This window comes from Streptococcus sp. Marseille-Q5986, assembly GCF_946902915.1.
Lineage (GTDB): Bacteria > Bacillota > Bacilli > Lactobacillales > Streptococcaceae > Streptococcus.
The window spans coordinates 16,344-42,471 of record NZ_CAMPPY010000009.1 but is presented as its reverse complement, the minus strand read 5'-3'; the positions used below and the strand labels follow the sequence as shown (position 1 = coordinate 42,471).

The 26,128-nt window shown below is 42.5% G+C and carries 25 protein-coding genes and 1 tRNA gene; 16 read left to right on the top strand and 10 right to left on the bottom strand.

Annotated features, from left to right (window positions below; genetic code table 11):
* Positions 1-16 precede the first annotated feature (16 nt).
* Together OVN21_RS09850 and rsmG are read right to left on the bottom strand one after the other, a co-directional pair.
* The gene (locus OVN21_RS09850; protein WP_267248274.1) at positions 17-1,300 is read right to left on the bottom strand and encodes a uracil-xanthine permease family protein; all 1,284 of its coding nucleotides are present in this window, start codon (positions 1,298-1,300) and stop codon (positions 17-19) included.
* Between the two features lie 271 nt (positions 1,301-1,571).
* On the bottom strand, positions 1,572-2,285 hold the full coding sequence (gene rsmG / locus OVN21_RS09845; protein ID WP_267248273.1) for a 16S rRNA (guanine(527)-N(7))-methyltransferase RsmG: 714 nt from the start codon (positions 2,283-2,285) through the stop codon (positions 1,572-1,574).
* A 92-nt stretch (positions 2,286-2,377) separates the two neighbouring features.
* Between rsmG and OVN21_RS09840 the strand changes: the two genes are divergently transcribed.
* Both OVN21_RS09840 and htpX read left to right on the top strand, forming a co-directional pair.
* Positions 2,378-2,938, top strand: coding sequence for a LemA family protein (locus OVN21_RS09840; RefSeq protein WP_267248272.1), 561 nt, complete (start codon positions 2,378-2,380; stop codon positions 2,936-2,938).
* A 1-nt stretch (position 2,939) separates the two neighbouring features.
* Positions 2,940-3,839 carry a zinc metalloprotease HtpX gene (gene htpX, locus OVN21_RS09835; RefSeq protein WP_267248271.1) on the top strand — a complete coding sequence of 300 codons (900 nt, stop codon included), beginning with the start codon at positions 2,940-2,942 and terminating at the stop codon, positions 3,837-3,839.
* Positions 3,840-3,989: 150 nt separating this feature from the next.
* Here the strand turns inward: htpX and OVN21_RS09830 are convergent, their stop codons facing one another.
* Positions 3,990-5,549 (bottom strand): ATP-binding cassette domain-containing protein, encoded by a 1,560-nt coding sequence (locus OVN21_RS09830; protein WP_267248270.1) that lies wholly within the window; start codon positions 5,547-5,549, stop codon positions 3,990-3,992.
* Between the two features lie 644 nt (positions 5,550-6,193).
* Complete coding sequence (locus OVN21_RS09825; protein WP_267248016.1) at positions 6,194-8,029, bottom strand: YSIRK-type signal peptide-containing protein; 1,836 nt, start codon at positions 8,027-8,029, stop codon at positions 6,194-6,196.
* Between the two features lie 535 nt (positions 8,030-8,564).
* Here OVN21_RS09825 and OVN21_RS09820 point away from each other — a divergent pair.
* From OVN21_RS09820 to OVN21_RS09790, 7 genes are all read left to right on the top strand, one after another.
* Entirely contained in the window at positions 8,565-9,107 is a 543-nt protein-coding gene (locus tag OVN21_RS09820) for a YceD family protein (protein WP_267248269.1), read from the top strand.
* Positions 9,108-9,737 carry an endonuclease III gene (gene nth, locus OVN21_RS09815; protein WP_267248268.1) on the top strand — a complete coding sequence of 210 codons (630 nt, stop codon included), beginning with the start codon at positions 9,108-9,110 and terminating at the stop codon, positions 9,735-9,737.
* A gap of 210 nt (positions 9,738-9,947) precedes the next feature.
* Positions 9,948-10,469: a bifunctional pyr operon transcriptional regulator/uracil phosphoribosyltransferase PyrR gene (gene pyrR, locus OVN21_RS09810; RefSeq protein WP_267248267.1), complete on the top strand. Its 522-nt coding sequence runs from the start codon at positions 9,948-9,950 to the stop codon at positions 10,467-10,469.
* Between the two features lie 18 nt (positions 10,470-10,487).
* The gene (locus OVN21_RS09805; RefSeq protein WP_267248266.1) at positions 10,488-11,411 is read left to right on the top strand and encodes an aspartate carbamoyltransferase catalytic subunit; all 924 of its coding nucleotides are present in this window, start codon (positions 10,488-10,490) and stop codon (positions 11,409-11,411) included.
* 49 nt (positions 11,412-11,460) lie between these two features.
* Positions 11,461-12,540, top strand: coding sequence for a carbamoyl phosphate synthase small subunit (locus tag OVN21_RS09800; protein WP_267248265.1), 1,080 nt, complete (start codon positions 11,461-11,463; stop codon positions 12,538-12,540).
* Positions 12,541-12,988: 448 nt separating this feature from the next.
* Positions 12,989-16,165, top strand: a complete 3,177-nt coding sequence (gene carB, locus OVN21_RS09795) for a carbamoyl-phosphate synthase large subunit (RefSeq protein ID WP_267248264.1) — start codon at positions 12,989-12,991, stop codon at positions 16,163-16,165.
* A 216-nt stretch (positions 16,166-16,381) separates the two neighbouring features.
* On the top strand, positions 16,382-17,716 hold the full coding sequence (locus tag OVN21_RS09790) for an Nramp family divalent metal transporter (RefSeq protein ID WP_267248263.1): 1,335 nt from the start codon (positions 16,382-16,384) through the stop codon (positions 17,714-17,716).
* Between the two features lie 122 nt (positions 17,717-17,838).
* On the opposite strand, the gene OVN21_RS09785 is transcribed toward OVN21_RS09790, so the two are convergent.
* A complete protein-coding gene (locus OVN21_RS09785; protein ID WP_000710762.1) occupies positions 17,839-18,081 on the bottom strand; it encodes a type B 50S ribosomal protein L31 in 243 nt (80 codons plus the stop codon).
* Positions 18,082-18,176: 95 nt separating this feature from the next.
* On the bottom strand, positions 18,177-19,112 hold the full coding sequence (locus tag OVN21_RS09780) for a DHH family phosphoesterase (RefSeq protein ID WP_267248262.1): 936 nt from the start codon (positions 19,110-19,112) through the stop codon (positions 18,177-18,179).
* A gap of 103 nt (positions 19,113-19,215) precedes the next feature.
* Here OVN21_RS09780 and OVN21_RS09775 point away from each other — a divergent pair, with 103 nt between their 5' ends.
* From OVN21_RS09775 to OVN21_RS09750, 6 genes are all read left to right on the top strand, one after another.
* A complete protein-coding gene (locus tag OVN21_RS09775; protein ID WP_001162125.1) occupies positions 19,216-19,659 on the top strand; it encodes a flavodoxin in 444 nt (147 codons plus the stop codon).
* Between the two features lie 115 nt (positions 19,660-19,774).
* Positions 19,775-20,041 carry a chorismate mutase gene (locus OVN21_RS09770; RefSeq protein ID WP_267248261.1) on the top strand — a complete coding sequence of 89 codons (267 nt, stop codon included), beginning with the start codon at positions 19,775-19,777 and terminating at the stop codon, positions 20,039-20,041.
* Positions 20,038-20,412: a fluoride efflux transporter CrcB gene (gene crcB / locus OVN21_RS09765; protein WP_267248260.1), complete on the top strand. Its 375-nt coding sequence runs from the start codon at positions 20,038-20,040 to the stop codon at positions 20,410-20,412. The genes OVN21_RS09770 and crcB (OVN21_RS09765) overlap by 4 nt, the downstream gene beginning before the upstream one ends.
* Positions 20,406-20,735, top strand: a complete 330-nt coding sequence (gene crcB / locus OVN21_RS09760) for a fluoride efflux transporter CrcB (RefSeq protein WP_143951995.1) — start codon at positions 20,406-20,408, stop codon at positions 20,733-20,735. Before crcB (OVN21_RS09765) ends, crcB (OVN21_RS09760) begins: the two co-directional genes overlap by 7 nt.
* 118 nt (positions 20,736-20,853) lie before the next feature.
* Positions 20,854-21,201 (top strand): 50S ribosomal protein L19, encoded by a 348-nt coding sequence (rplS, locus tag OVN21_RS09755; RefSeq protein WP_001068669.1) that lies wholly within the window; start codon positions 20,854-20,856, stop codon positions 21,199-21,201.
* Positions 21,202-21,243: 42 nt separating this feature from the next.
* Positions 21,244-21,315, top strand: a tRNA-Arg gene (locus OVN21_RS09750).
* Positions 21,316-21,369: 54 nt separating this feature from the next.
* On the opposite strand, the gene yidA is transcribed toward OVN21_RS09750, so the two are convergent.
* Both yidA and OVN21_RS09740 read right to left on the bottom strand, forming a co-directional pair.
* Positions 21,370-22,176 carry a sugar-phosphatase gene (yidA, locus tag OVN21_RS09745; RefSeq protein ID WP_267248259.1) on the bottom strand — a complete coding sequence of 269 codons (807 nt, stop codon included), beginning with the start codon at positions 22,174-22,176 and terminating at the stop codon, positions 21,370-21,372.
* Between the two features lie 12 nt (positions 22,177-22,188).
* Positions 22,189-23,493, bottom strand: a complete 1,305-nt coding sequence (locus OVN21_RS09740; protein ID WP_267248258.1) for an HD domain-containing protein — start codon at positions 23,491-23,493, stop codon at positions 22,189-22,191.
* A gap of 71 nt (positions 23,494-23,564) precedes the next feature.
* Between OVN21_RS09740 and OVN21_RS09735 the strand changes: the two genes are divergently transcribed.
* Positions 23,565-23,942: a DUF1934 domain-containing protein gene (locus OVN21_RS09735; RefSeq protein ID WP_267248257.1), complete on the top strand. Its 378-nt coding sequence runs from the start codon at positions 23,565-23,567 to the stop codon at positions 23,940-23,942.
* Positions 23,943-23,966: 24 nt separating this feature from the next.
* Here OVN21_RS09735 and OVN21_RS09730 read toward each other — a convergent pair whose 3' ends face one another.
* Positions 23,967-25,049, bottom strand: a complete 1,083-nt coding sequence (locus OVN21_RS09730) for a DEAD/DEAH box helicase (protein ID WP_267248256.1) — start codon at positions 25,047-25,049, stop codon at positions 23,967-23,969.
* On the bottom strand, positions 25,039-26,022 hold the full coding sequence (locus OVN21_RS09725; RefSeq protein ID WP_267248255.1) for a Gfo/Idh/MocA family protein: 984 nt from the start codon (positions 26,020-26,022) through the stop codon (positions 25,039-25,041). Before OVN21_RS09725 ends, OVN21_RS09730 begins: the two co-directional genes overlap by 11 nt.
* Positions 26,023-26,128 lie beyond the last annotated feature (106 nt).

Below are 26,128 nucleotides of genomic sequence, written 5' to 3'. Positions count from 1 at the left end.
TTGTGTGTATAGATGATTAGTCTTTATTTTCGTGTGGCAAGATTAAGTTTAAGATGATTCCTGTCATGGCTGATAGAGCAGTACCTGAAAGTGTAAGTGGGCCAAGTTTGAGGATAGCCCCACCAAGTCCAAGTACCAACATGGCACTTGCGATGATGAGGTTACGCATCTGGCTAAAGTCAACACGTTCCTTAATCAAAACTTTCAGACCGTTGCTGGCGATAACTCCGTAGAGAAGGATGGACATGCCACCAAGCACAGCATTTGGAATGGTTGAAATCAAGGCAGTGAATTTACCTAGGAAGCTAAGAGCAATCGCGATAAAGGCTGCGTTACGGATAACAGAGACGGAAGCGATACGAGTCATCCCGATAACCCCTGTATTTTCTCCGTAAGTCGTATTAGCAGGTCCACCGAGGAAAGCAGATACAGATGTCGCGATACCGTCACCGAGAAGAGTACGGTGAAGACCTGGATCTTTCAAGAATTGACGGCCACAGATTTGGCTTAGAACTGTATGGTCACCGATGTGTTCTGAAATGGTTACGATAGCGATAGGCAAGATTGCGATTGTTTCAGGACCGAAGTATAAGTTGTACTCTTTAAAGGCACCACCCGTATTAAATGGCAAGTAGAAACCAGGGACTTCAAACCAGTTGGCTTGAAGAATAGGAGTGAAGTCAACTAATCCAAGAACTAGGGCAAATAGGTATCCACCGATGATGGCAAAGAGGAAAGGAATGATACGGAGGAAACCTTTTCCTTTTGTATTGATAAAGGCTGCAATCAAGAACGTAACAACGGCTACAAGGGCATTTTTCCAGTTTCCATCTGCTACAAGTCCAGCATTCGTTACAGCAGAACCAGCAAGACCAAGACCGATAACGATAATCATAGGTCCGATAATGATTGGGGGCAAGAGTTTGTCAATCCATTTCGTACCTGCAAAACGAACACTTGTCGCTACAAGGACATAGACCAAACCAGTCAGGATAACCCCAGTTTGAGCGGCAGATACATCGCCTCCCATTTCTTTCATGGCTAGAGACATAGCCGTGATAAAGGCGAATGAAGAACCTAGATACACTGGAACCTTAAAGCCAGTAGAAATCATGTAGATAAGTGTTCCAATACCGGATGAAAAGAGAGCAACCGATACGGGCATTCTCAAAATTAAGGGAACGAGAATGGTTGCACCAAACATGGCAAACACGTGCTGGAAGCTTAGAAGAATCCCTTTACCAGCAGAAGGACGTTGATCAACGTCTAGTAACAAGTCAACAGTTGATTTCTGTTTCATAAAAACCTCACTTTTGGGCACCAAAAAAGAGCCCATTATTTTGCAGCAATAGGCCCTCGGAGTAAGACTTTTTAAAAAATAGCTATCTTTTAAAAATTTATATAAATCTGCGCCTTCGTCACCTCACAGGATGACATTAAAAACCTTTGCTTAGGATAGTATAGCAGAAAAAATTCGTTTTGTAAACGAATTTTTCCCGAGCCCGGAAATGCGAGAGCGAGGTTGATTTTGTAAATGGTTTTCTGAATTTTAAACAAGGGCGCACCATTGTTTAAAGTGGGCGTTTGTTGGGCATGCCAGCCTTTCTTGGGTACTTGTTAGGTGTTTCCTTTTTCTTTTCTACGATAGTGATGTAGCGCGGCTCTCCATTTGGCAGGGCATAGCTGAGGTTGTCCTCTACCTTGCTGAAGAGGAGATTGAGAGCATTCTTGGCTTCTAGCAATTCCTCGGGGGCATTGCTGGCCTTGAGTGCCAATAGTTTTCCGCCAACTTTAAGATAGGGAATGGTCAGTTCAGATAAGATCTGCATGCGGGCAACCGCGCGAGCCGTCACCGTATCAAACTGGGCACGGAAGTTCTTGGCCTGGGCAAAGTCTTCTGCTCGTCCATGGTAGAAGTGAACACCATCCAAATCCAGCTCCTGAGCTAAAAGCTGAAGGAAGTTGATGCGCTTATTGAGTGAATCAATAATGGTCACATCTAACTCCGGATAGAGGATTTTCATTGGTAGACTAGGAAATCCTGCCCCGGCTCCAATATCAAGCAATTTGATAGTTTCATTGGGAATCAAGCCTTGCAGGATGGGAGCAATCGAATCGTAAAAATGTTTGAGATAAACTTCTTCCTTGTCTGTAATAGCGGTCAGGTTAATCTTTTCATTCCACTCGACCAAGAGTTCAAAATACCGTTCAAATTGGTTCTTTTGCTGGTCCGAAAGTGGAAGATTTTGCTCAGCTAGTAGGCTGTAAAATGTTTCTGGTTTCATAGTTTTTCCTTCTTTAGTATCATCTTATTTTACCATATTTATTAAAATTTTGATATACTGGTATTAATCTAAAAGCAGAAAGGATTTATATCATGACTTGGATTATTCTTGGAGTTTTAGCTCTGATTGTTATTTTTGTGATTGTTAGCTATAACGGTTTGGTTAAAAATCGTATGCAAACAAAGGAGGCTTGGAGCCAGATTGATGTTCAGTTGAAGCGTCGTAATGATCTCCTCCCAAACTTGATTGAAACAGTCAAAGGCTATGCGAAATATGAAGGTTCTACCTTGGAAAAAGTGACAGAACTTCGTAGACAAGTAGCCGCGGCAACTTCACCGGCAGAAGCTATGAAGGTCAGTGACGCTCTTACCCGTCAGATTTCTGGTATCTTTGCAGTAGCAGAGAATTACCCAGACTTGAAAGCTAGTGCTAACTTTATCAAATTGCAAGAAGAGTTGACCAATACTGAAAATAAAATTTCTTACTCACGCCAACTCTACAACAGTGTTGTCAGCAACTACAATGTAAAATTAGAAACTTTCCCAAGCAATATCATCGCAGGACTATTTGGCTTTAAAGCTGCAGACTTCCTCCAAACACCTGAAGAGGAAAAGGCAGTTCCTAAAGTTGACTTTAGCGGTTTAGGTGACTAAGATGTTGTTTAATCAAATTGCGAGCAATAAACGAAAAACCTGGATTTTATTGCTGGTTTTCTTCCTACTCTTGACCTTGGTTGGTTATGCGGTTGGCTATCTCTTCATGCGTTCAGGTCTTGGCGGTATGATTATTGCCTTGATTATTGGTCTTATCTATGCTTTAACCATGATTTTTCAATCAACAGATATTGTCATGTCTATGAATGGGGCGCGTGAGGTTGATGAGCAAACAGCACCAGACCTCTACCATGTAGTGGAAGATATGGCCATGGTCGCTCAGATTCCCATGCCACGTGTTTTCATCATTGAGGATTCATCTTTAAATGCCTTTGCGACAGGTTCCAATCCTCAAAATGCAGCAGTAGCAGCCACCTCGGGTCTTCTAGCTATCATGAATCGCGAAGAACTGGAAGCTGTTATGGGGCATGAGGTCAGCCATATCCGGAACTACGATATCCGCATTTCGACTATTGCTGTTGCCCTTGCCAGTGCCATTACCCTTCTGTCTAGTATGGCAGGTCGTATGATGTGGTGGGGAGGCGCTGGTCGCAGACGGAGCGATAATGATCGAGATGGGAATGTCCTTGAAATCATTATGCTAGTGGTTTCTCTGCTAGCCATTGTTTTAGCACCTCTCGCAGCAACCTTGGTGCAGCTCGCCATTTCTCGTCAAAGGGAATTCCTAGCTGATGCTTCCAGTGTCGAGCTGACCCGCAATCCGCAAGGAATGATCAATGCCTTGCGCAAGTTAGAAACTAGCAAACCCATGAGTCGCCACGTCGATGATGCCAGCAGTGCACTTTATATCACTGATCCCAAGAAAGGTGGGGGGTTCCAAAAACTCTTTTATACCCACCCACCTATTTCAGAACGAATCGAACGTTTAAAACATATGTAAAATGAAGGCTGGAAAAAGTCTTTAAAATCTGAAAAACGCATCATATCAGGTGTGCAAAAAACTTGATATGATGCGTTTTATTATGGGAAGATTTACTTCCTTTTCTCATAAAATTGTGTTTTTGCCCCACCTATCTGCTATGTTGCAAATTTATAAATCTTGTAAATCAACAACTTCCAAACCATTTTCTGTCAAACGATAGATACTCGTACAGACCTCTTTTAAGAAACGTCGATCATGTGAAACAGTGATCAGACCGCCGGGATAAGAGGCAAAGAGTTTTCTGATTTCGGGTTGAGAAGTGGGAGAAAAATTACGTGTAGGCTCATCCAGAAGGAGAAAGTTTGGTTTGCGTAACACTAAATCTAAAAGCAGGAGTTTACCTTGTTGCCCGCCAGATAAGGAGCGAATTTGGTGGTGCATCTCTGGATAGCTGAAATTGAGACTGGCTAGGTGAGATTGGATTTTCTGTAGTTCCTCTTTTTCCCCAGTTTTGCTGAGATAGGCTACTGGAGATAGATCCAATTGCAGTTTTTTATGGTAATCTTGTGGCATAAAACCAAGCGATATTTCTCTTTTGGTGCTTAGGAGTGGGTGCAACTTGTCTAGCAGAGTCGATTTTCCAACACCATTTGGCCCGATGATACCGATTTTTTCTTGCCCATGGACCGTTAGTTGTAACCCCTGAGCTAAAACGCGCTGGCCAATGGACAAATTTTCTTTTTCCAGTTGGATTAAGACTTTAGAAGCCGGTAATGGTTGGATATCTGAAAAGAAAAGTTGGATTTGTTCCTCTTCAAGTGGCTTTTGGGTCATGGACTGAGCTTCCTTTTCAAAGCGTTTTTCTTGAGAGAGAACAGTTTTCATCTTTTTAGCCAATAGGCGTCCAGCAGTACTGTCTTTGGTAGCTCGAAGTACAGTTTCTACATTTTGCTTGACTCGGCGATGCTTTTCCATGCTTTTATCATAGGCTCTCTGGTCGTTAGCAGCTTGCTGACTTTGTCTGGCAAAATTAGCCTTTCTCTGCTCACTGTAGCGATCATAGTCTAAATGCTCTACAAGCGTTTCCGCTTCTTTCCGATGCTTGACCAGTCGCAAGTGGACAATAGTATCTGCCGTTTGAGAAAGAAAGTCTTCATCATGGGAAATGAAAATAACAGTTTGCCTAATCTTTTGAATCTGACCTTTTAGCCAATCAACCGTCTCAAGGTCTAGGTCATTTGAAGGTTCATCTAAAAAAAGAATTTCAAAGGGTTTGGCTAACTCATGTATGAGCTGAATTTTCAAAGATTCGCCACCTGATAGACTGCCAATTTCTTGGTCGCTAGCAAAACGGTCGCTATCAAAGTGCAACTCCTCCGCCAAACGATAAAGAATACTGTAGTCTAAATCAGTGGGATCTAAAAAGAAGTAGTCGTGTAGAGTCCTATTTTTCAGAATCTCGGGGAGTTTTTGAGGAATGTAGGCCAGTGATTGAAGGTCAGACTGAATGTCGCCCTTGATAGTAAAATTAGGTAATGCTTCCCCCATTAAAGCTCCTAGTAAAGTCGATTTACCATTTCCTTCTTCACCAATAATAGCAACCTTTTCCCCGTCTTGGATAGTCATGGTTAGGTCAGATACAAGATCTCGTAGATCTTTGTTTTGAATGATGGTTAGATGATTGATTTTTATCATATTGTCGCCCTTTCTAGAATGTCCATAGTGCATAACAAAAAGCTCTACTTTACCTAGTAGAGCCCAAAGTCACTGTCAAAAACGCCATTATCCCTATCAAAAATCCCATCAAACTAGGTCAGTCTAACCCTATCCAAGTCAAGAGGAGCATAGCTTTCTAGTTTTTTGATTTTCAATGAGGACAAGATACTAGAAAATCTAGTATTAAAAGAGAACACAAAAAGAGACAAAAACAAGATCTACTAAATAAAGATTCTTTATTTGATAGACTTAGTTGTTCATGTCTCCCTTACCTCCGAGTATTAGTACCTCTATCCTATACCTTTCAGGAAATTTTGTCAATAGAAAACAGGAAATTCTAGTTTTTATACTCAATGAAAATCAAAGAGCAAACTAGGAAGCGACCCGAAGACTGCTTAAAGCACAGCTTTGAGGTTGCAGATAGAGCTGGCGAAGTCAGTAACCCATACCAACGGCAAGGCGAAGCTAACGTGGTTTGAAGAAATTTTCGAAGAGTATTCATTCTTAAAATGGATAGATGAGACAAAAAATGAACAAGACCGTATTCTGAGTATCAGAAAACTGGTCTTGTTCATTTTTTATATTTAAGGTTAGACTTTTATCCCAGGTTCCTAGCTCTGTTAGGCAAGGCTAGAGGGGATAGAGGGTCTTTTCCCTTAATCTTCTTTGCGACGACGTCCTGCTAGACCAAGTCCTAAGATAGCAGTGCTTGCTGCAGCAGCAAGCAAGGCTGTTGAATCAGCAGTTCCTGTATTTGGCAATGTTTTCTTGCTTGTAGTATCCTTGGTCGTTTCTTTAGGAGTTGCTTGGTTAGAAGGTGTCTCCTGACCAGACTTGCTAGACGTAGTCTTAATAGCAAACAAGCTGAAATGATTGATTCTAAAGATGACATGCCCATCTTCTACTTTAGAATTAAGAAGTTCGAGTTGCCCATTTGATTTCACATGGTAAACTTGAACATCTCCTCCAAGACCATCAAGCGCAAGACGAACAGTCCGCTCTTCATTTACGTGTGTTTCCTTGCCATTTCTTGTTAAGGATAGGTCAAATAGGCGAATAGAACCTCCACCTACTTGGCGACTGATCCTATCAACAAGATCTGGTTGAGTGATCTCCTTGACGGTCACTTTTTCTGCATTAACCGGCTTGTCAAACAAGACGGTTACACTTACACCTCCAACTGTACCTGTAAAGGTTTGGTTTTTAGAGCTTGGCTTACCAGCATTGCCTTGTCCAGCATCAGCGTCTGGCTTAGCATTGCCTTGTCCAGCATCAGCGTCTGGCTTAGCATTGCCTTGTCCAGCATCAGCGTCTGGCTTAGCATCGCCTTGTCCAGCATCGCCTTGTCCAGCATCGCCTTGTCCAGCATCGCCTTGTCCAGCATCGCCTTGTCCAGCATCGCCTTGTCCAGCATCGCCTTGTCCAGCATCGCCTTGTCCAGCATCGCCTTTACCTGCATCACCGGCTTGGTCTTGTCCAGCATCGCCGGCTTGGCCTTTACCTGCATCGCCGGCTTGGCCTTTACCTGCATCGCCGGCTTGGCCTTTACCAGCATCGCCTTGTCCAGCATCGCCTTGTCCAGCATCGCCTTTACCAGCATCGCCTTGTCCAGCATCGCCTTGTCCAGCGTCGCCTTTACCAGCATCGCCTTGTCCAGCATCGCCTTGTCCAGCATCGCCTTGTCCAGCATCGCCTTTACCAGCGTCGCCTTGTCCAGCATCGCCTTTACCAGCATCGCCTTGTCCAGCGTCGCCTTGTCCAGCATCGCCTTTACCAGCATCGCCTTTACCAGCATCGCCTTTACCAGCGTCGCCTTGTCCAGCATCGCCTTGTCCAGCATCGCCTTGTCCAGCATCGCCTTGTCCAGCATCGCCTTGTCCAGCGTCGCCTTGTCCAGCGTCGCCTTGTCCAGCATCGCCTTTACCAGCGTCGCCTTTACCAGCAGTTAATCCTTTTTTATATTCGGCAACATGGGTATCTATTTCCTCTCGGGCTTTCTTCTCCAGATTTTCAACTTCTTTTCTATTTGGAGCGATATCAAATAGATTGCGGTAGTTGTCTACAATTCCCGCAAGTTTTTGGACAAGCATTTTAAAATTAGGATGCGACACGTCAACTTCATCTAAACGATCAGCCATATATTTACGCAAAGTTAGATTTGCTTTGTGTATAGCCTCCTCAGCTTGTTGGTCTCGAAGCTGAGCAAAAATATTACTTAATTGATCTAACATTGCCCGATCTCCGTCTTTAATTTCTTTTTCAAATTTTGTTCTTTGTTGTTCAGGCAGATACAAGTTTTGTAACTGATCATGTAAATCTTTCCTATAGATATCTAAGTCCGAAGATACTCCTTGTGGCCTCGGTCCATCAGCAGCCTGGACTACTTGTCCCCCCCCCCCGGCGCAGAAGAAGGTCGCAACCAATACACTGGCTACCCCTACACTAAATTTCCGAATAGAATATCGGTTCCGTCGTTCATGTCTTCCTCTCATGAGTAAGATCCTCCAATATATTTTTATTTTTTACCAGTCTATCCTAGAAATGTTAAATAGATATGAATTTTAGATAGTTTTCTCTTTTTTAATTCCAACTCGACCTTTAAAATGGCTCTCGGAGAATGCTTTACTAGAGTCATAATTAGAATTCATTCCTTTGGTTTCACTCAAGGCACAAGACAGAATGAAAAGGTCTTGTGCTCTTTGTTTTAGTCTATAATAGAAATGAGAAAGCCTATCACTACTACAAATCATGGGGAGGTGAATAAGCAAGTGGTAGAGCCACTAGCTCGCATGTTTATAGGTGTCCTTATTCCTATCAACAAGCACAAGAACTGTGACTCTGAGCACCTAAACTTATACTTGAATAAGCGACTCGTTTGTGAAAGGGAAGAACAGTCAAGGGATAGGCAGACTCAAATTTAATGGAAGTAAACATGTTAAAAACTATAATTTTAATATCAAAGTTTGGAAGGCTTACTTGTAGCCTTTTCATGGTATAATCAAGAGAGTAAATCTTTATGGAGGAAGTATGAAGTTAAATATTCAAGAAATTCGTAAGCAGTCTGAAGGCCTGCACTTTAAACAAGCTTTAGACCTAGTCGCAGACCTGCGTGCACGCAATCAAGAAATCTTAGATGTCAAAGATATCCTTGCAGTGGGGAAAGTACAGCACGAAGACCGTCTGTATTTCTTAGACTATCAGCTATCTTATACCATTGTCCTTGCTTCCAGCCGCAGTATGGAGCCAGTTGAGTTGGCTGAGTCTTATCCAGTCACGGAAGTTTTCATGGAAGGAGCAAGCAACCAGCTAGATCAAGAAGTACTAGATGATGATTTGGTCTTGCCTATCGAAAATGGAGAACTGGACCTTGCTGAAAGTGTGGCAGATAATATCTTGCTCAATATTCCAATCAAGGTCTTGACGGCAGAAGAAGAGGCGGGCCAAGGTTTTGTGTCAGGGAATGACTGGCAAATCATGACGGAGGAAGAGTACCAAGCCCAACAAGCAGTCAAGAAAGAAGAAAATAGTCCTTTTGCAGGTTTACAAGGACTATTTAATGGAGACGAGTAGATGGTTTTATCCAAGAAACGTGCTCGTCATGTCATAGAGGAAATTATTGCCCTCTTTCCAGATGCCAAGCCTAGTCTTGACTTTACCAATCATTTTGAACTCCTGGTTGCGGTCATGTTGTCAGCCCAGACGACGGATGCAGCGGTAAATAAGGCAACACCAAGTCTCTTTGCCGCCTTTCCAACGCCCCAAGCCATGTCTGTCGCGACAGAGAATGAAATTGCTTCACATATTTCTCGTCTGGGATTGTATCGAAATAAGGCTAAATTCCTTAAAAAATGTGCCCAACAGTTACTAGACGATTTTGATGGTCAAGTCCCTCAGACACGTGAGGAATTAGAAAGTCTAGCAGGTGTTGGTCGCAAGACAGCCAATGTTGTCATGAGTGTGGGCTTTGGGATTCCGGCCTTTGCAGTGGACACCCATGTGGAGCGTATCTGTAAGCATCACGATATCGTTAAAAAATCAGCTACGCCGCTTGAGGTGGAAAAGCGGGTCATGGATATCTTGCCACCGGAGCAGTGGCTAGCAGCTCATCAGGCCATGATTTACTTTGGACGAGCTATCTGTCATCCCAAAAATCCAGAGTGTGACCAGTACCCACAGTTATATGATTTTAGCAATTTATAAGATGGGGTTTCAAAAGTTTTTGCTTGATTTTAAGCATGCTTTGTGCTATTATGATTGATAACTAAATAGTCCTTTAAACCTGTCCTGTGAGGCAGGCAAGGAGCGCGATAAAGTAGAAGGGTGAAGTCTATACTGTATACAGTAGGGCTCGCTTGGCTATACATTTCAAGTCTCCTTGTAGAAGGAGACTTTTCTTTTTGGAGGTTTGTCATGAAGACAAAAGAAGTTGTAGACGAATTGACTGTCAAACGAGCGATTACGCGAATTACTTATGAGATTATCGAGCGCAATAAAGATTTGAATAAAATCGTCTTGGCTGGTATTAAAACTCGTGGTGTCTTTATCGCCCACCGTATCCAAGAACGTTTGGAGCAGCTTGAAAACCTTTCAGTTCCTGTTGTGGAATTGGACACCAAACCTTTCCGTGACGATGTTAAAAGCGGAGAAGATACTTCTTTGATTTCTGTTGATGTGACAGACCGTGAAGTTATCTTGGTGGATGATGTACTCTATACAGGCCGTACCATCCGTGCTGCTATTGATAATATTGTAGGTCATGGTCGTCCTGCGCGCGTGAGTTTAGCAGTTCTAGTCGATCGTGGACATAGAGAATTGCCTATCCGTCCAGATTACGTTGGGAAAAATATCCCAACCAGTCGTTCTGAAGAAATCATCGTAGAGATGACAGAACTTGATGGCCAAGACAGAGTTCTGATTACTGAAGAAGCTTAGAAAGCTGAAGGAGTAGCCATGTCAGAAAATCAACAAGCATTGAACCATGTGGTTTCTATGGAAGACCTCACTGTTAATCAAGTGATGAAATTGATTAAGCGAGGAATTGAGTTTAAAAATGGAGCCCAGCTTCCTTATGAAGACCATCCGATTGTTTCCAATCTTTTCTTTGAGGATTCTACACGGACGCATAAGTCCTTTGAAGTGGCAGAGATTAAGCTAGGGCTGGAGCGACTTGACTTTGATGTGAAGACTAGTTCAGTTAATAAAGGGGAGACACTTTATGATACCATCCTGACTCTGTCTGCTTTAGGAGTGGATGTCTGTGTGATTCGTCATCCAGAGGTCGATTATTATAAAGAACTGATTGCGAGTCCAACCATTACGACTTCCATTATCAATGGTGGAGATGGTTCAGGTCAACATCCTAGTCAGAGCTTGCTTGATTTGATGACCATTTATGAGGAATTTGGTCACTTTGAGTGTCTCAAGGTTGCTATTGCAGGTGACTTGGATCACTCACGTGTTGCCAAATCCGATATGCAGATTTTGAAACGCTTGGGAGCTGAACTTTTCTTTGCAGGACCTGAGGAATGGAGAAGTCAAGAGTTTGCAGACTATGGACAGTTTGTAACCATTGATGAAATCATTGATCAGGTGGATGTCATGATGTTTCTCCGTGTGCAACATGAACGCCACGAAAGTGGAGCGGTCTTTTCAAAAGAAGACTACCATGCCCAACATGGCTTGACTCAAGAACGTTATGACCGTTTGAAAGAAACAGCAATCCTCATGCACCCAGCTCCAGTCAATCGCGATGTAGAAATTGCAGATCACTTGGTTGAAGCACCAAAATCACGGATTGTCCAACAAATGACTAATGGTGTGTTTGTTCGAATGGCAATCTTAGAATCCGTACTGGCGAGTAGAAACGCCAACTAAAACACAAGACGTTAAAAGACGCCAGTGAGCGTCCACGAGAGGTGAGAATATGACAAAAAGACTTCTAGTATTAGAAGATGGCACAGTTTTTGAGGGCAAGGCCTTCGGAGCAGATATTGATGTAACAGGTGAGATCGTCTTTAATACAGGGATGACCGGCTATCAAGAATCCATTACAGACCAGTCTTATAATGGACAAATCTTGACCTTTACTTATCCTTTGGTGGGAAATTATGGAATTAATCGTGATGATTACGAATCCATCATTCCGACTTGTAAGGGAGTTGTCGTTTTTGAAGAAGCACGTAGAGCAAGTAACTGGCGCAACCAAATGACCTTGGATGAATTTTTGAAAGCCAAGAAAATCCCTGGTATTTCAGGAATTGACACCCGTGCTCTGACAAAAATTATCCGCAAGCATGGTACTATGCGTGCAACCCTTACACATGTTGGCGATACCATGGACCATATCACAGCCCAGCTCCAAGCAACAGTCTTGCCGACAGACAATATCAAACAGGTTTCTACTAAAACTTCCTATCCAGCTCCAGGAGTTGGTTTGAGCGTGGTGCTAGTGGACTTTGGTCTCAAGCACTCAATTCTACGTGAACTTTCTAAGCGTAACTGTAACGTGACCGTTGTTCCTTATTCGACAACGGCAGAAGAAATTCTTCACCTCAATCCTGACGGAGTTATGTTGTCAAATGGTCCAGGTAACCCAGAAGACGTTCCGGCTGCACTCGATATGATTCGTGGTGTGCAAGGAAAAATTCCAATCTTTGGTATCTGTATGGGGCACCAACTCTTCGCCATGGCAAATGGGGCTAAGACCTACAAGATGAAATTTGGTCACCGTGGATTTAACCACGCGGTACGTGAGATTGCTACAGGACGCGTAGACTTTACCAGCCAAAACCATGGTTATGCAGTTAGCCGTGAGGACTTGCCAGAGCATTTGATTGTTACCCACGAAGAAATCAATGACAAGTCAGTGGAAGGTGTACGTCACAGATACCAACCAGGTTTTTCTGTACAATTCCACCCAGACGCAGCTCCTGGTCCACACGATGCAAGCTACCTCTTTGATGAGTTTATCGAGATGATGGAAGCCTTTAAACAATCAAACTGAGAACGAGTAAAAGCTCGTCGGAGAATTTATATAACTAAACACGGACGGAAAGCTCGGAATTTAGAGAAACCAACTTGGATTGTCAATCCTTCCTTGGTTTTCTAAAATTCAATCGCTTTCTATTCGTCCTTTGTATCTTATTTAATGTCGCTCTGTGAGGCGACGAATAGAAAGACAGGTCGTTTCTTTTAGTCGCTATCAGGCGAACTAAAAACTCCCTGCACTAGATTTTTTATCGAAAAGTATCGTTTCGCTAAAAAATCGTCGGAGAATTTATTTAATGGCAACCCGAGAGTTGCCGAATAGAAAGGAGAAGGGTGGTCCGTATTTGCTGAACTGAATACGGGCTACGGACGGTGCTAAAAAGATAGTTATTCCTAGAACTGATAGTTCTTCGTCATAACTCCTATTTTAGCTTTGTCCGCTTGACGCCCTTAATATCTTATAAATGCCTAAACGTACTGATATTCAAAAAATTATGGTGATTGGTTCTGGTCCGATTATTATTGGTCAGGCTGCTGAGTTTGACTACGCTGGGACCCAGGCCTGCTTGTCTTTGAAAGAGGAAGGCTATGAGGTTGTCTTGGTGAACTCAAATCCTGCCACCATCATGACGGACAAGGAGATTGCGGACAAGGTTTACATCGAACCGATTACACTTGAGTTTGTGACACGTATTCTTCGTAAGGAAGGTCCAGATGCCTTACTTCCAACCCTTGGTGGGCAAACTGGTCTTAATATGGCCATGGAATTGTCTAAAAATGGTATCCTCGATGAGCTTGGTGTTGAACTTCTGGGTACTAAATTATCTGCCATTGACCAAGCCGAGGACCGTGACCTCTTTAAACAATTGATGGAAGAGCTCAACCAACCAATTCCAGAATCTGAAATTGTTAACACTGTCGAAGAAGCAGTTGCCTTTGCAGCGACAATTGGCTACCCAGTCATCGTTCGTCCAGCCTTTACACTTGGTGGTACTGGTGGTGGTATGTGTGCCAACGAGGAAGAATTGCGTGAAATCGCTGAAAATGGATTGAAATTGTCACCTGTTACACAATGTTTGATTGAGCGTTCCATTGCAGGTTTCAAGGAAATCGAATACGAAGTTATGCGTGACTCGGCTGACAATGCCCTAGTTGTTTGTAACATGGAAAACTTTGACCCAGTTGGGATTCACACAGGGGATTCCATCGTATTTGCCCCTGCGCAAACCATGTCAGACTATGAAAACCAAATGCTTCGTGACGCGAGCTTGAGCATCATTCGTGCCCTCAAGATTGAAGGTGGATGTAATGTTCAGCTAGCCCTTGATCCCCATAGCTTTAAGTACTATGTTATCGAAGTAAACCCTCGTGTATCGCGCTCTTCTGCCCTTGCTTCTAAGGCGACAGGTTATCCGATTGCTAAATTGGCAGCTAAGATTGCCGTCGGTTTGACCTTGGATGAGGTCATCAACCCAGTTACAGGTTCAACCTACGCCATGTTTGAACCAGCCCTCGACTATATCGTTGCCAAGATTCCACGTTTCCCATTTGACAAGTTTGAAAAGGGTGAGCGTCGTCTTGGTACTCAGATGAAGGCGACTGGAGAAGTTATGGCCATCGGTCGGAACATCGAGGAGTCTCTTCTTAAAGCATGTCGCTCTCTTGAAATTGGGGTTCACCACAATGAAATGCCTGAACTTGCAGCAGTTTCTGATGATGCCTTGATTGAAAAAGTTGTTAAAGCCCAAGATGACCGTCTCTTCTACGTATCAGAGGCTATTCGCCGTGGTTACACACCAGAAGAAATTGCTGAATTGACCAAGATTGATATCTTCTATCTTGATAAACTCTTGCACATCTTTGAAATTGAGCAGGAATTGGGTGCCCATCCACAAGATTTAGAAATCTTGAAAACAGCCAAACTCAATGGTTTCTCAGACCGTAAGATTGCTGAACTCTGGAAAACGACAGCTGACCAAGTTCGCCAACTTCGCTTGGAAAATAAGATTGTCCCAGTTTACAAGATGGTCGATACCTGTGCGGCAGAGTTCAACTCTGAAACACCATACTTCTATTCAACCTATGGTTGGGAAAACGAGTCTATCAAGTCTGATAAGGAATCTGTCCTAGTCCTAGGTTCAGGTCCAATCCGTATCGGGCAAGGGGTTGAGTTTGACTATGCAACCGTTCACTCTGTTAAGGCTATCCAGGCAGCTGGTTACGAAGCTATCATCATGAACTCAAACCCAGAGACCGTTTCAACAGACTTCTCTGTATCAGATAAGCTTTACTTTGAGCCATTGACATTCGAAGATGTTATGAATGTTATCGACCTAGAGCAACCAAAAGGTGTTATCGTTCAGTTTGGTGGTCAAACAGCTATCAACCTTGCGGAGCCATTGGCAAAAGCGTGTGTGACCATCCTTGGTACACAGGTCGCTGACCTAGACCGTGCCGAAGACCGTGACCTCTTTGAGCAAGCTCTAAAAGACCTGGACATTCCACAGCCACCAGGGCAAACGGCTACCAATGAAGAAGAAGCAGTCCTTGCTGCTCGCAAGATTGGCTTCCCAGTTCTTGTCCGCCCATCTTATGTACTTGGTGGACGTGCTATGGAAATCGTTGAAAACGAAGAAGACCTTCGTTCTTACATGCGAACTGCTGTTAAGGCTAGTCCAGATCACCCAGTTCTTGTCGACTCTTATATCGTTGGGCAAGAGTGTGAAGTTGATGCTATCTCAGACGGAGAAAATGTTCTTATCCCTGGTATCATGGATCACATCGAACGTGCCGGTGTCCACTCAGGTGACTCAATGACCGTTTACCCACCACAAACCTTGTCTCAAAAGGTGCAGGAAACCATCGCAGACTATACCAAACGCCTAGCAATCGGTCTTAACTGTCTTGGGATGATGAACATCCAGTTTGTCATCAAGGATGAAAAAGTCTATGTTATTGAGGTCAATCCACGTGCTAGCCGTACGGTTCCATTCCTTTCTAAGGTAACCAATATTCCTATGGCTCAGGTAGCGACTAAGCTCATTCTTGGTCAAAGTCTTGAAGAACTTGGTTACCAAGATGGACTTTATCCAGAAAGCACTCGCGTTCATATCAAGGCACCAGTCTTCTCCTTTACGAAACTAGCTAAGGTAGACAGCTTGCTCGGACCTGAAATGAAGTCAACAGGGGAAGTCATGGGGTCTGATACCACTCTTGAAAAAGCTCTTTATAAAGCCTTTGAAGCTTCTTATCTTCACTTGCCAACCTTTGGGAATGTTGTCTTTACCATCTCTGATGATACCAAAGAAGAGGCCTTGGTCTTGGCTCGTCGTTTCCAAAATATCGGTTATGGTATTCTCGCAACAGAAGGGACAGCAGCCTTCTTTGTCAGCCATGGACTCGAAGCCCAACCTGTTGGTAAGATTGGAGACGATGAACAGGATATCCCAAGCTATGTCCGTAAGGGAAAAATCCAAGCGATCATCAATACTGTCGGAACCAAACGAACTGCTGACGAAGATGGAGAGAAAATCCGCCGTTCAGCCATTGAACACGGTGTGCCCCTCTTCACAGCCCTAGATACAGCTAATGCCATGCTTAAAGTGCTGGAAAGCCGTAGCTTTGTCACAGAAGCGATCTAGTTGAGACAGAATTTTCACAGTTTTAAAGCCAGTGTCGGAAATCGCTGGCTTTTACAATACTAATGTTGCTTATTTCAACTATCATGCTTTCCTTAAGCATTATTCTAAAATGTGATATAATAAGGATGAATTGGAAATAGAAAACTGTTTTCATCATTTTTTCAAAAATTCCATTAATAAAATAGGCAAAGACAAGATTAGAAAGTGAATATTCCTATGTCTTCTTATAAAAAAGTCTCTCTTTCTGAGATCAATCAATCTATTGAGACTCCAAATAACAATCATTTTTGGCAAAATCTAAAAGCATTCTTAGGGCCTGGTGCACTTGTGGCAGTTGGCTACATGGATCCAGGAAACTGGATCACCAGTGTGGTTGGTGGTGCCTCCTACAAGTACAGTCTTTTATTTGTTATTTTAATTTCATCCATCATTGCTATGCAGCTACAACAGATGGCTGGGAAGCTCGGTATCGTGACTAGGATGGACCTAGCACAGGCAACAGCTCATCATGCTCCCAAGTGGCTTCGCTATAGTTTGTGGGTGATTTTAGAATTAGCTTTAATGGCGACAGATTTGGCTGAAGTTTTAGGTTCAGCAATTGCCTTAAATCTTTTGTTTAAAATACCGATTATGATTGCTATCCTTCTAACCGTTTTAGATGTATTTTTGTTACTTTTATTGATGAAATTTGGTTTCAAAAAAATTGAAGCTATTGTTACGACTCTTATTTTAACCATATTAGCCATCTTTACCTATCTTGTGGCCTTATCCAATCCAAGTATCCAGGGGATTATTGGTGGTTATTTACCAACTTCAACTTTATTTGAAACACCGTTACCAGGTCATGAAAGTCAATTGACCTTGGCTCTAGGGATTGTAGGTGCGACAGTCATGCCCCATAATCTCTATCTCCATTCCTCTCTATCCCAAACAAGGAAAATCAATCACAAAGATAAGAAGGATGTTCGAAAAGCAGTGCGCTTTATGACCTGGGATTCAAATCTTCAGTTGTCCCTAGCCTTTATCGTCAATTCCTTACTTCTCATTTTAGGTGCCTCCCTCTTTTTTGGTCATGCATCTGAAATTTCAGCTTTTTCTCAAATGTACAATGCTTTACAGGATTCGACAATAGCAGGAGCCATAGCCAGCTCGACTCTGTCAACTTTGTTTGCTCTAGCCCTCTTAGCAAGTGGTCAAAATTCGACTATTACAGGTACCCTGACAGGACAGATTGTCATGGAAGGGTTCTTGCATCTAAGATTACCTCAGTGGCTTATCCGTATCGGTACACGTATTTTTGCATTGCTTCCTGTGATTATTGTTGCCGTTTTGTTTGGACATCAAGAAAAAACCTTGGATCAGTTATTGGTCTATTCACAGGTCTTTTTGTCAATCGCTCTTCCGTTTTCAATCTTTCCCTTGATTTATCTAACCTCTAAAAAGTCACTGATGGGAGAATTCACCAATGCCAAGTGGAACACAATCCTAGGTTACGCGGTTTCCATTATCTTAACTATTCTCAATATCAAACTTCTTTTTGATATTTTTTAAACTTGTTCAAATTAGTTTTCGGCACTAGCTTGAAGCTTGATATTGAGATAATAGTAGTGGTTGGTTCATTAAAACATAAAAAGAAGTAAAAAAAAGAACAGTGGTAACTGTTCTTTTTATGATTATTTGAGACCGTATTTTTTGTTGAAACGATCCACGCGTCCATCTGCTTGAGTGAACTTTTGACGTCCAGTGTAGAATGGGTGTGAGTCTGATGAAATTTCCACACGGATCAATGGGTAAGTTTCGCCTTCGAACTCAACAGTTTCGTTAGAGCGTTTAGTTGAACCGCTAAGGAATTTGTAACCAGTAGTTGTGTCCATGAAGACAACTGGGCGATATTCTGGATGGATATCTTTTTTCATTTTGCAATATTTCCTTTCTGCCATGGTCTCTTTGCGAGCCATAGATTGTCACCATACTAGTCTATCAGATTCTGAAAAGTTTGGCAAGTATTTTATCAGTTTTTAAGCAAGTTTTTTAACTTTTGATAGATGATTTCGTTTTCTTCTAGACTATAGGAATTGGCGCCACTAGCTAATGGATGTCCTCCTCCGTCGTGTTCTTTGGCAATTTCATTGATAGGGGTGATTTTACTGCGCATACGCACACGAAAGTGACCGTCAACTTGCTCAACAAAGATGGCCCAAGCCTTAACGGTATTAATTCGACCAGGTGCTCCGACAATCGCAGCCGTTTCAGCATCCGTAACCTTATATTTTTCCAAGATGTCTTGAGTAAGCAGAACGCGTGCAGCCCCATTATCATCAACTTCTAAGTGATCATAAACATACCCTTGCAATTTTGCAATCTTGAAGCTCATGGTATCCATTTGACGAGACAATCCAGCAAAGTCAAAATCAACTTCTCGGAGCTGGCCAGCTATTCTAAAGGTACGGGCACTAGTTGAAGGGTAGAGAAAACGCCCAGTGTCCCCGACAATTCCTGCATAGAGAAGTCGTGCCACTTCACTAGACAAAGCCAGCTGATTTTCTTGAGCAAATAGAGCAATCATTTCACTAGCACTGCTTGAACTTGTATCCACCCAAGATAGGTCACCATAGATATCATCATTTGGATGGTGATCGATTTTGATGGTGAAAGCAGCTTGTTCATAGCGTTTATCATCGATACGAGGACGATTTGCTGTATCACAAATAATAGCAAGAGCTTCGTGGTAGTCACTATCTTGGACAGTATCCATTTCTGCCATCCAGGTTAGAGTTGGTTCGTTAAAACCGACTGCTTTGATGGTCTTTTCTGGAAAATGGTGTGTGAGAAGAGCTTTCAAGCCTACCTGACTCCCTATGGCATCGGGATCTGGTTTCATATGACGGTGAATGATAATCGTGTCGTATTCTTTGATTTTTTCTAAAATTTGATGGCAAATGTCCATAAATAACCTCAATTCTTTCTCATTTCATTGTAGCACAAGAATTTTTATTTTTAAAATGAAAAAGATGTGATATAATGGAGAAAGATGAATTGAGGAGGACGATATGGCATTAGCAAAAATTGTATTTGCCAGTATGACCGGTAATACCGAAGAAATTGCAGATATTGTAGCAGACAAATTACGTGACTTGGGCTTGGATGTCGATGTTGATGAATGTACAACTGTTGACGCTTCAGACTTCTTGGAAGCAGACATCGCTATCGTTGCGACCTATACTTATGGTGATGGAGAATTGCCTGATGAGATGATGGACTTTTACGAAGATCTAGCAGACCTCAACTTGAATGGCAAAATCTACGGAGTGGTCGGCTCAGGTGATACCTTCTATGACGAATTCTGTAAGGCTGTCGATGATTTTGATCGCGTTTTTGTAGCGACAGGAGCAGAAAAAGGTTCAGAGTGTGTTAAAGTAGACCTTTCTGCTGAAGAAGAAGACATCGAACGCTTGGAACAATTCGCAGAAGAATTGGCTGCAAAAGTAGGATAAGAAGCGAACTGCGCTGACTGGAATAAGTCTATGCAGTTTTTTATTACTTTTTTGGATTTTACTAGCCTATTTGATGGCTTTTTGATACAATAATTCAAATAAAGGAGGAGACTGTATGGATTTAGATATTATTCGCCAAGAAATTGATCAAATCGACGATCAAATTGTCAAACTATTAGAAGAACGAATGCATTTGGTTGAGGGCGTTGTCGCTTATAAGAAGGCTTCAGGTAAACCGATTTTAGATACCAAGAGAGAAGCAGTTATTTTTGAAAAGGTTAGGAGTCATGTAGAGAACAAGCGCTATCAGGAGACTATTGTCGCGACTTTTTCGGACATACTCAAACGTTCGCGTGATTATCAGGATCAAAACATCAAATGAAAAAAGAACAATTTTATCCGCTAGGGATTTTTCTAGCTGCTATGTTGGGGGGATTGGTTCGCTACTTGGTTTCTACTTGCTTACCAGCCAGTCCAGATTTTCCTTGGGGAACCCTTCTTGTCAACTATCTAGGCATTTTCTGCTTGGTTTATCTTGTTAAGGGCTATCTAGTTTATAAGGGAAGTAGTAAAGGATTGGTTTTAGCACTGGGGACGGGCTTTTGTGGAGGTTTAACAACCTTTTCTAGTCTCATGCTTGATGCTGTGAAATTACTGGATACAGGGCGTTATCTTAGTTTGATACTGTATTTGCTTTTGAGTATCGGTGGAGGTCTGCTTTTAGCTTACTATTTGGGGAGGAAGAAATGGTAATCGTCTATCTTGCAATCGCTTGTGGCTTCGGAGCACTCGTACGGTATTTCTTTTCCCGCTATAATCAAGCTTCTAAATTACCCCTGGGAACGCTCATAGCCAATCTTCTAGGTTGCTTTTTGATTGGATTATTCTACAATCATGTAGAGTCTAAGGAAGTTTATGCTATTTTAGCGACGGGTTTTTGTGGAGGTTTAACAACCTTTTCGACCTTGAATGACGAACTCCAAAGACTGTTAAGTGATAAGAAGGTATTTTATTCTTATTTGACTTTGACCTACCTAGGTGGTTTGATTGCGATTTTTTTAGGAATTCTGTTGTAAATTTCTTTACTTTTTTGTGGAAATTTGGTAAACTGTATCTTGTGTGTAATGGACGCACAAGAATACAGTTTATCCGCTGAGGAAGATTCCTCAAGATTGACAAAGATAGGAGAATAAAATGAATCCATTAATCCAAAGCTTGACTGAAGGTCAACTTCGTACAGATATCCCATCATTCCGTCCTGGTGACACTGTTCGTGTACACGCGAAAGTTGTCGAAGGTAACCGTGAACGTATCCAGATTTTTGAAGGTGTTGTTATCGCACGTAAAGGTGCTGGCATCTCAGAAAACTACACAGTTCGTAAAATCTCTAACGGTGTAGGTGTTGAGCGTATCTTCCCAATCCACACTCCACGTGTTGAAAAAATCGAAGTTGTTCGTTACGGTAAAGTACGTCGTGCGAAATTGTACTACTTACGTGCTCTTCAAGGTAAGGCAGCTCGTATCAAAGAAATCCGTCGTTAATTCGACTAAAAAACTCTGCTTCTTCAGCAGAGTTTTTATCTAGCTCCCTTAGTTCAATGGATATAACAACTCCCTCCTAAGGAGTAGTTGCTGGTTCGATTCCGGCAGGGGGCAGTAATTAGATATGAAAAATCGCTCAGCTGAGCAGTTTTCGTATATTCTTCCCTTTTACAGTACCCATGTACGAATGGCATGGGCAACGCCGGATTCGTCATTTGTTTTAGTGATGTATTTGGCGATTTTTTTGATTTCTGGATTTCCATTTTCCATGACTACAGGGTTGCCAACGACTTCCAGCATGGCACGGTCATTTTCTTCGTCACCGATTGCCATGGTTTCATCTTTGGTCAATCCGAGTTTTTCAGCTAGGTGGGTAATAGCTGAACCCTTATCTACATTCTTTTTAAGGAGTTCAAGGTAGAAAGGAGCAGATTTGTTAATAGAGTAGCGCTCATAAAATTCTGCTGGTATCTTTTCAATCACAGCATCGAGAATTTCTGGCTCATCTATGAACATACATTTGATAATTTCCTTGTCAGCCATTTCTTCAGGAGTGCGGTAGAAAATAGGCATGCTGACGAGGGTTGATTCGTGCACTGTATATTTTCCGATATTGCGATTGGCCGTGTAGATACCGTCTTTGGTAATAGCGTGCATGTGAACACTGAGCTTGCGACTGAGGAATTCCATAACCAGATAATCCTCATAGGTCAAGGATTCGCTGATAATCTCATGACCTGTAGCAGTTTCTTGGACAAGGGCACCGTTGAAGGTCACGACATAGTCACCTTCATCTCTCAACTGCAAGTCGTCCAGAAGTTTGGAAACACCTGCGATAGGGCGGCCAGTTGCAATGACGACTTTGACACCAGCTTCTTTGGCATCTTGGATGGCAGAACAAACTTCAGGAGTGATTTCTTTTTGGCTGTTGACTAGGGTTCCGTCAATATCGACGGCGATTAGTTTAATACTCATAAATTTCCTCTTCTACTTTTTATTTGGGGTAAAATGATCGTTCTCAATCAAGTGTAAAAATTGCTGGGTGATGCTTGCGAAGATGCTGTTTTGATCCAACATTTCTTTTGGGAAATAGAAACGATTATCTCCGTGGCGACTGCCAGCAAGGGATTGGACGATAGGAGATAGGCTAGAGAGTTCTGCCAGTTGACCATTTTTCTGTAAAATCTCAATCTGTGTCCGTGGATTTTCAGATTCGGGACGATAGATATCATAAGGGAGGTCAAAGTTCTTATGAATAGCAGTGTAGTAGGCCGGATCAAAGCCGATATTCTCAACCAATTTTCTCATGCTAGTGAGTTGGTCTTGTTCTTCTTGTGAAAAAGTAATGGATTTAAAGACCTTGCGGTTGATAAAGCGTTGCGACAAATCTGCGAGAATCTTGTCAGGACTGGTCATCCAGAGTTGGAAGTAGGTATTCATCACGCCGTCATCCAGAGCTAGATAGTCAGACAAGGTCACATTTTTTTCAAAGAAAGGGAGGAGATGTGGAGAAGTTCGTGCAAAGAAATCTTTGTCTTCAGGATAGAGTTCCTTGGCGCGTTTGAGGAGATTTTGTAGGAGAACTTCCATGGCACGTGTTGCTGGGTGGAAATAAACCTGCATATACATCTGGTAGCGACTGAGGACATAGTCTTCGATAGCGTGCATGCCATTGCGCTGAAAGGCGATCCCGCTTTCGACAGGTCGAATGACCCGTAGGATACGAGTCAGGTCAAATTCCCCATAGGAAGCACCTGTAAAATAGGAGTCGCGCAAGAGATAGTCCATACGATCCGCATCAATCTGACTAGAAATGAGTTGCACGACCTGCTTGTTAGGATAGGTATGGTCGATGACACTGGCTACCTTTTCTGGGAAATCGGGCGCCACTTGTAGCAGGACTTGGTGAATCTCTGTCTCAGGACTTTGGATAATCTCCTGAGTAATGGCTTCATGGTCTGTATCAAAGAGATTTTCAAAAGTATGGGAGTAGGCACCATGCCCAAGGTCGTGTAAAAGAGCAGCGGTCATGGTCAAGAGAGACTCGTCAGGGTTCCATTCTTCTGGATATTTTTCTTCAAAAATCTCCGTGATGCGTCGTGCAATTTCATAGACGCCTAGACAATGAGAGAAGCGACTGTGTTCCCCACCGTGGAAGGTATAACTGGAAGTTCCCAGTTGTTTGATACGACGCAAACGCTGAAATTCTTTTGTATTAATCAAGTCATAGATGATTTGATTATTGACATGGATGTAGTTGTGAACTGGGTCACGGAATACTTTTTCGTTCATATGACCATTATAGCAAAATCCTGCTCTTTTTGGTAAAATAGTAGGACAAGAGACAAGAAAGAGGACCTGATGTGAAGATTCGGATGCGAAATACGATTCAGTTTGATGAGCAGTTGGAAGTGATTGACCAGCTTTATGACGTGGAAGTGCATGAAAAAGGAGATTATCGCTATCTGCTTTTCTACAATGAGGAAAAGGAAAAAGTGGTTCTCAAGTTTCATGAAGAAGAACTGGTGATGACACGTTTCTCGAGTCCCAAAACCATTATGAGATTTCTAAAGGATAGCGATAGTTTAGCCTATATTCCGACTCCTATGGGAATGCAGGAATTTATCATTCAAACGAATCGTTATCAAGTGGATGGGCAAAAGATTGAGCTCGCCTATCAACTGCAAAATAAAGAGGGACACCCCTTTGCCAGCTATCAATTAGAAATTACCTGGGGATAAGAAAAAGGTTGGCAAATGCCAACCTTATTTGATATAGAGTTCTTGATTTTTTAGGACAATTTCTCGTACACTTGTAAACTTTTTGAGTTTTTTGATTTCTTCTGGATGAGTGACGAGAGTGATAACATAACCTTCCTTGCCCATACGACCTGTACGGCCAGCACGGTGAGTGTAGGTTTCAATATCTCTAGGAACATCAAAGTTTACGACGCATTCTAGACTATCGATATCAATTCCACGAGCCAAAAGGTCAGTTGAAAGGAGTAGGGTTAGCTGCTTGTCCTTAAACTTTTCTAGGATAACCTTTCTAAACTTGACATTGACATCGCTAGCGAGGGAGACAGCCAAGATATCCCGATACTGTAATTTTTCTTCTGCACTTCCAAGGTCTGATAGGCTGTTAAAGAAGACTAAACCACGGAAATCCTCTACATGAGCCAGTTTTCGCAGCATATCTACTCGGTGACGTTGGTTTACCTGCATGTAGAAATGTTGAATGTTGTCCAGTTTTTGATCAGAGAGATTAATGGTACGTGTGTTCGGTGCAATCTTTTCTTGGCCAAATTTGGTCGTCGCACTCATGTAGATGAGTTGGTAGTCACGAGGTGCGTAGTGAGTGATTTTCTCGACAAAGTGAATCTGAGAATCATCGAGCAATTGGTCAAATTCATCCAGGATGATGGTTTCCACATTCATCATCTTGATTTTTTTCAATTTAATCAACTCAAAGATACGACCAGGGGTTCCAATTAGAATTTCTGGTCCTTTTTTAAGGCGTTCAATCTGGCGTTTCTGACTCGAACCTGATAGGAAGAGCTGAGCAGTCAATCCGATAGCCTCTGCCCACGTTTTACACACATCAAAAATTTGTCCAGCAAGTTCTGTATTTGGTGCTAGAATCAAGAGTTGTCGGGCTTTTTTCTTTTGTAGTCTGAGAAGATTTGGTAGGAGGTAAGCGAGAGTCTTACCAGTTCCTGTTGGACTTACTCCTAGGAGGTTTTCTCCAGCAAGTATTGGCTCAAATAGTTGAGTTTGAATGGGGGTAAATTCTTGGAAACCGAGTTGGTCGCTCAATTTCTGCCATTCAGTCGGTAGTTTAGTTTTCATTTTCTGCCTCAAATCTAATGCCAGCAGTCTGGCGCATGGTATAGAGTAAATCATGAACAGAGCCTGCATCATCTAGCCAAGTTTGGTAGAGCGTCTGGTCTGGTTGCTGGATCATCTGTGCGAATGCAGCAACTTCTTCAGTCATCGTATGAGGAGACTGTTGGATAGGGAATTGAACTTGATTTCCTTGGTGGTCGGTAAAAATAGCTGAGCAGATATGTTCAATCGTGTTGAGGGTCAAGGTTCCATCTGTTGTGTAAATCTTACAAGGAAGATTGGAAGTGATATTTTTTCCAGCCTTGATATGAACTTGAAAGTCAGGGTAGAAGAGGATGCCATCTCCATTTAGGTCAATGCTATTGTCAAGCTGTTGAGCCTGATAAGTCGCGTCCTGAGCCTTTCCAAAGAGGCGAACGGCAGCGTAGAGAGGATAAATCCCCAAATCCATAAGTGCTCCACCAGCAAAACGGTCTGAAAAGACATTTGGCGTCTGCCCAGCCAACAAGTCTGGCATCTTGGAAGAATACTTGGCATAGTTGAAATCAGCTCCCAGCACTTGCTTGTCTGCTAAAAAGTTTTTGATAGTGGTAAAAGCTTCCTCGTGGTAATTACGTGCCGCTTCAAAGATAAAACAGTGATTTTTCTCAGCTGTCTGTCTCAAATCCAGCCATTCATGTGGCTGAGTGACAGCTGGCTTTTCAAGAATGACATGCTTGCCAAAAGACAAGGCAGCCTTGGCTTGAACAAAATGCAAGGAGTTTGGACTAGCGATATAGACTACATCAAAGGAAGACTTAAAGAAGTCTTCTAATTGATCAAAGAGTTGGACATTTTGATAGCGGGAAGCAAAGGTTGCGGCAGTTTCTCGTTTTCTAGAATAGACTGCGACCAGCTGGTATTCTCCGCTAGCATGGGCTGCTTCTATGAAATGATGGCTGATAGCGCCTGTTCCGATGACACCTAATTTAAGCATAGATACTCCTTTTCCGATTTTAAATCCTTCCTTCATTATAACATAGATGGCAGAGACTATCCAACAAGGGGTAAAAATTTTCAAATAAGCTACTAGGCCTTTTCTA

What these genes read in the sequence shown, in the direction of transcription:
- crcB (WP_143951995.1), top strand. Translation starts at nt 20,406, where the DNA reads ATGGTAATCGTCTATCTTGCAATCGCTTGTGGCTTCGGAGCACTCGTA.
- htpX (WP_267248271.1), top strand. Translation starts at nt 2,940, where the DNA reads ATGTTGTTTAATCAAATTGCGAGCAATAAACGAAAAACCTGGATTTTA.
- OVN21_RS09780 (WP_267248262.1), bottom strand. Translation starts at nt 19,112, where the DNA reads ATGGACATTTGCCATCAAATTTTAGAAAAAATCAAAGAATACGACACG.
- OVN21_RS09790 (WP_267248263.1), top strand. Translation starts at nt 16,382, where the DNA reads ATGTCTTCTTATAAAAAAGTCTCTCTTTCTGAGATCAATCAATCTATT.
- OVN21_RS09740 (WP_267248258.1), bottom strand. Translation starts at nt 23,493, where the DNA reads ATGAACGAAAAAGTATTCCGTGACCCAGTTCACAACTACATCCATGTC.
- OVN21_RS09785 (WP_000710762.1), bottom strand. Translation starts at nt 18,081, where the DNA reads ATGAAAAAAGATATCCATCCAGAATATCGCCCAGTTGTCTTCATGGAC.
- pyrR (WP_267248267.1), top strand. Translation starts at nt 9,948, where the DNA reads ATGAAGACAAAAGAAGTTGTAGACGAATTGACTGTCAAACGAGCGATT.
- OVN21_RS09725 (WP_267248255.1), bottom strand. Translation starts at nt 26,022, where the DNA reads ATGCTTAAATTAGGTGTCATCGGAACAGGCGCTATCAGCCATCATTTC.
- OVN21_RS09850 (WP_267248274.1), bottom strand. Translation starts at nt 1,300, where the DNA reads ATGAAACAGAAATCAACTGTTGACTTGTTACTAGACGTTGATCAACGT.
- OVN21_RS09775 (WP_001162125.1), top strand. Translation starts at nt 19,216, where the DNA reads ATGGCATTAGCAAAAATTGTATTTGCCAGTATGACCGGTAATACCGAA.
- OVN21_RS09820 (WP_267248269.1), top strand. Translation starts at nt 8,565, where the DNA reads ATGAAGTTAAATATTCAAGAAATTCGTAAGCAGTCTGAAGGCCTGCAC.
- OVN21_RS09825 (WP_267248016.1), bottom strand. Translation starts at nt 8,029, where the DNA reads ATGAGAGGAAGACATGAACGACGGAACCGATATTCTATTCGGAAATTT.
- OVN21_RS09805 (WP_267248266.1), top strand. Translation starts at nt 10,488, where the DNA reads ATGTCAGAAAATCAACAAGCATTGAACCATGTGGTTTCTATGGAAGAC.
- OVN21_RS09770 (WP_267248261.1), top strand. Translation starts at nt 19,775, where the DNA reads ATGGATTTAGATATTATTCGCCAAGAAATTGATCAAATCGACGATCAA.
- rplS (WP_001068669.1), top strand. Translation starts at nt 20,854, where the DNA reads ATGAATCCATTAATCCAAAGCTTGACTGAAGGTCAACTTCGTACAGAT.
- OVN21_RS09830 (WP_267248270.1), bottom strand. Translation starts at nt 5,549, where the DNA reads ATGCACTATGGACATTCTAGAAAGGGCGACAATATGATAAAAATCAAT.
- OVN21_RS09800 (WP_267248265.1), top strand. Translation starts at nt 11,461, where the DNA reads ATGACAAAAAGACTTCTAGTATTAGAAGATGGCACAGTTTTTGAGGGC.
- carB (WP_267248264.1), top strand. Translation starts at nt 12,989, where the DNA reads ATGCCTAAACGTACTGATATTCAAAAAATTATGGTGATTGGTTCTGGT.
- yidA (WP_267248259.1), bottom strand. Translation starts at nt 22,176, where the DNA reads ATGAGTATTAAACTAATCGCCGTCGATATTGACGGAACCCTAGTCAAC.
- crcB (WP_267248260.1), top strand. Translation starts at nt 20,038, where the DNA reads ATGAAAAAAGAACAATTTTATCCGCTAGGGATTTTTCTAGCTGCTATG.
- OVN21_RS09840 (WP_267248272.1), top strand. Translation starts at nt 2,378, where the DNA reads ATGACTTGGATTATTCTTGGAGTTTTAGCTCTGATTGTTATTTTTGTG.
- OVN21_RS09730 (WP_267248256.1), bottom strand. Translation starts at nt 25,049, where the DNA reads ATGAAAACTAAACTACCGACTGAATGGCAGAAATTGAGCGACCAACTC.
- rsmG (WP_267248273.1), bottom strand. Translation starts at nt 2,285, where the DNA reads ATGAAACCAGAAACATTTTACAGCCTACTAGCTGAGCAAAATCTTCCA.
- nth (WP_267248268.1), top strand. Translation starts at nt 9,108, where the DNA reads ATGGTTTTATCCAAGAAACGTGCTCGTCATGTCATAGAGGAAATTATT.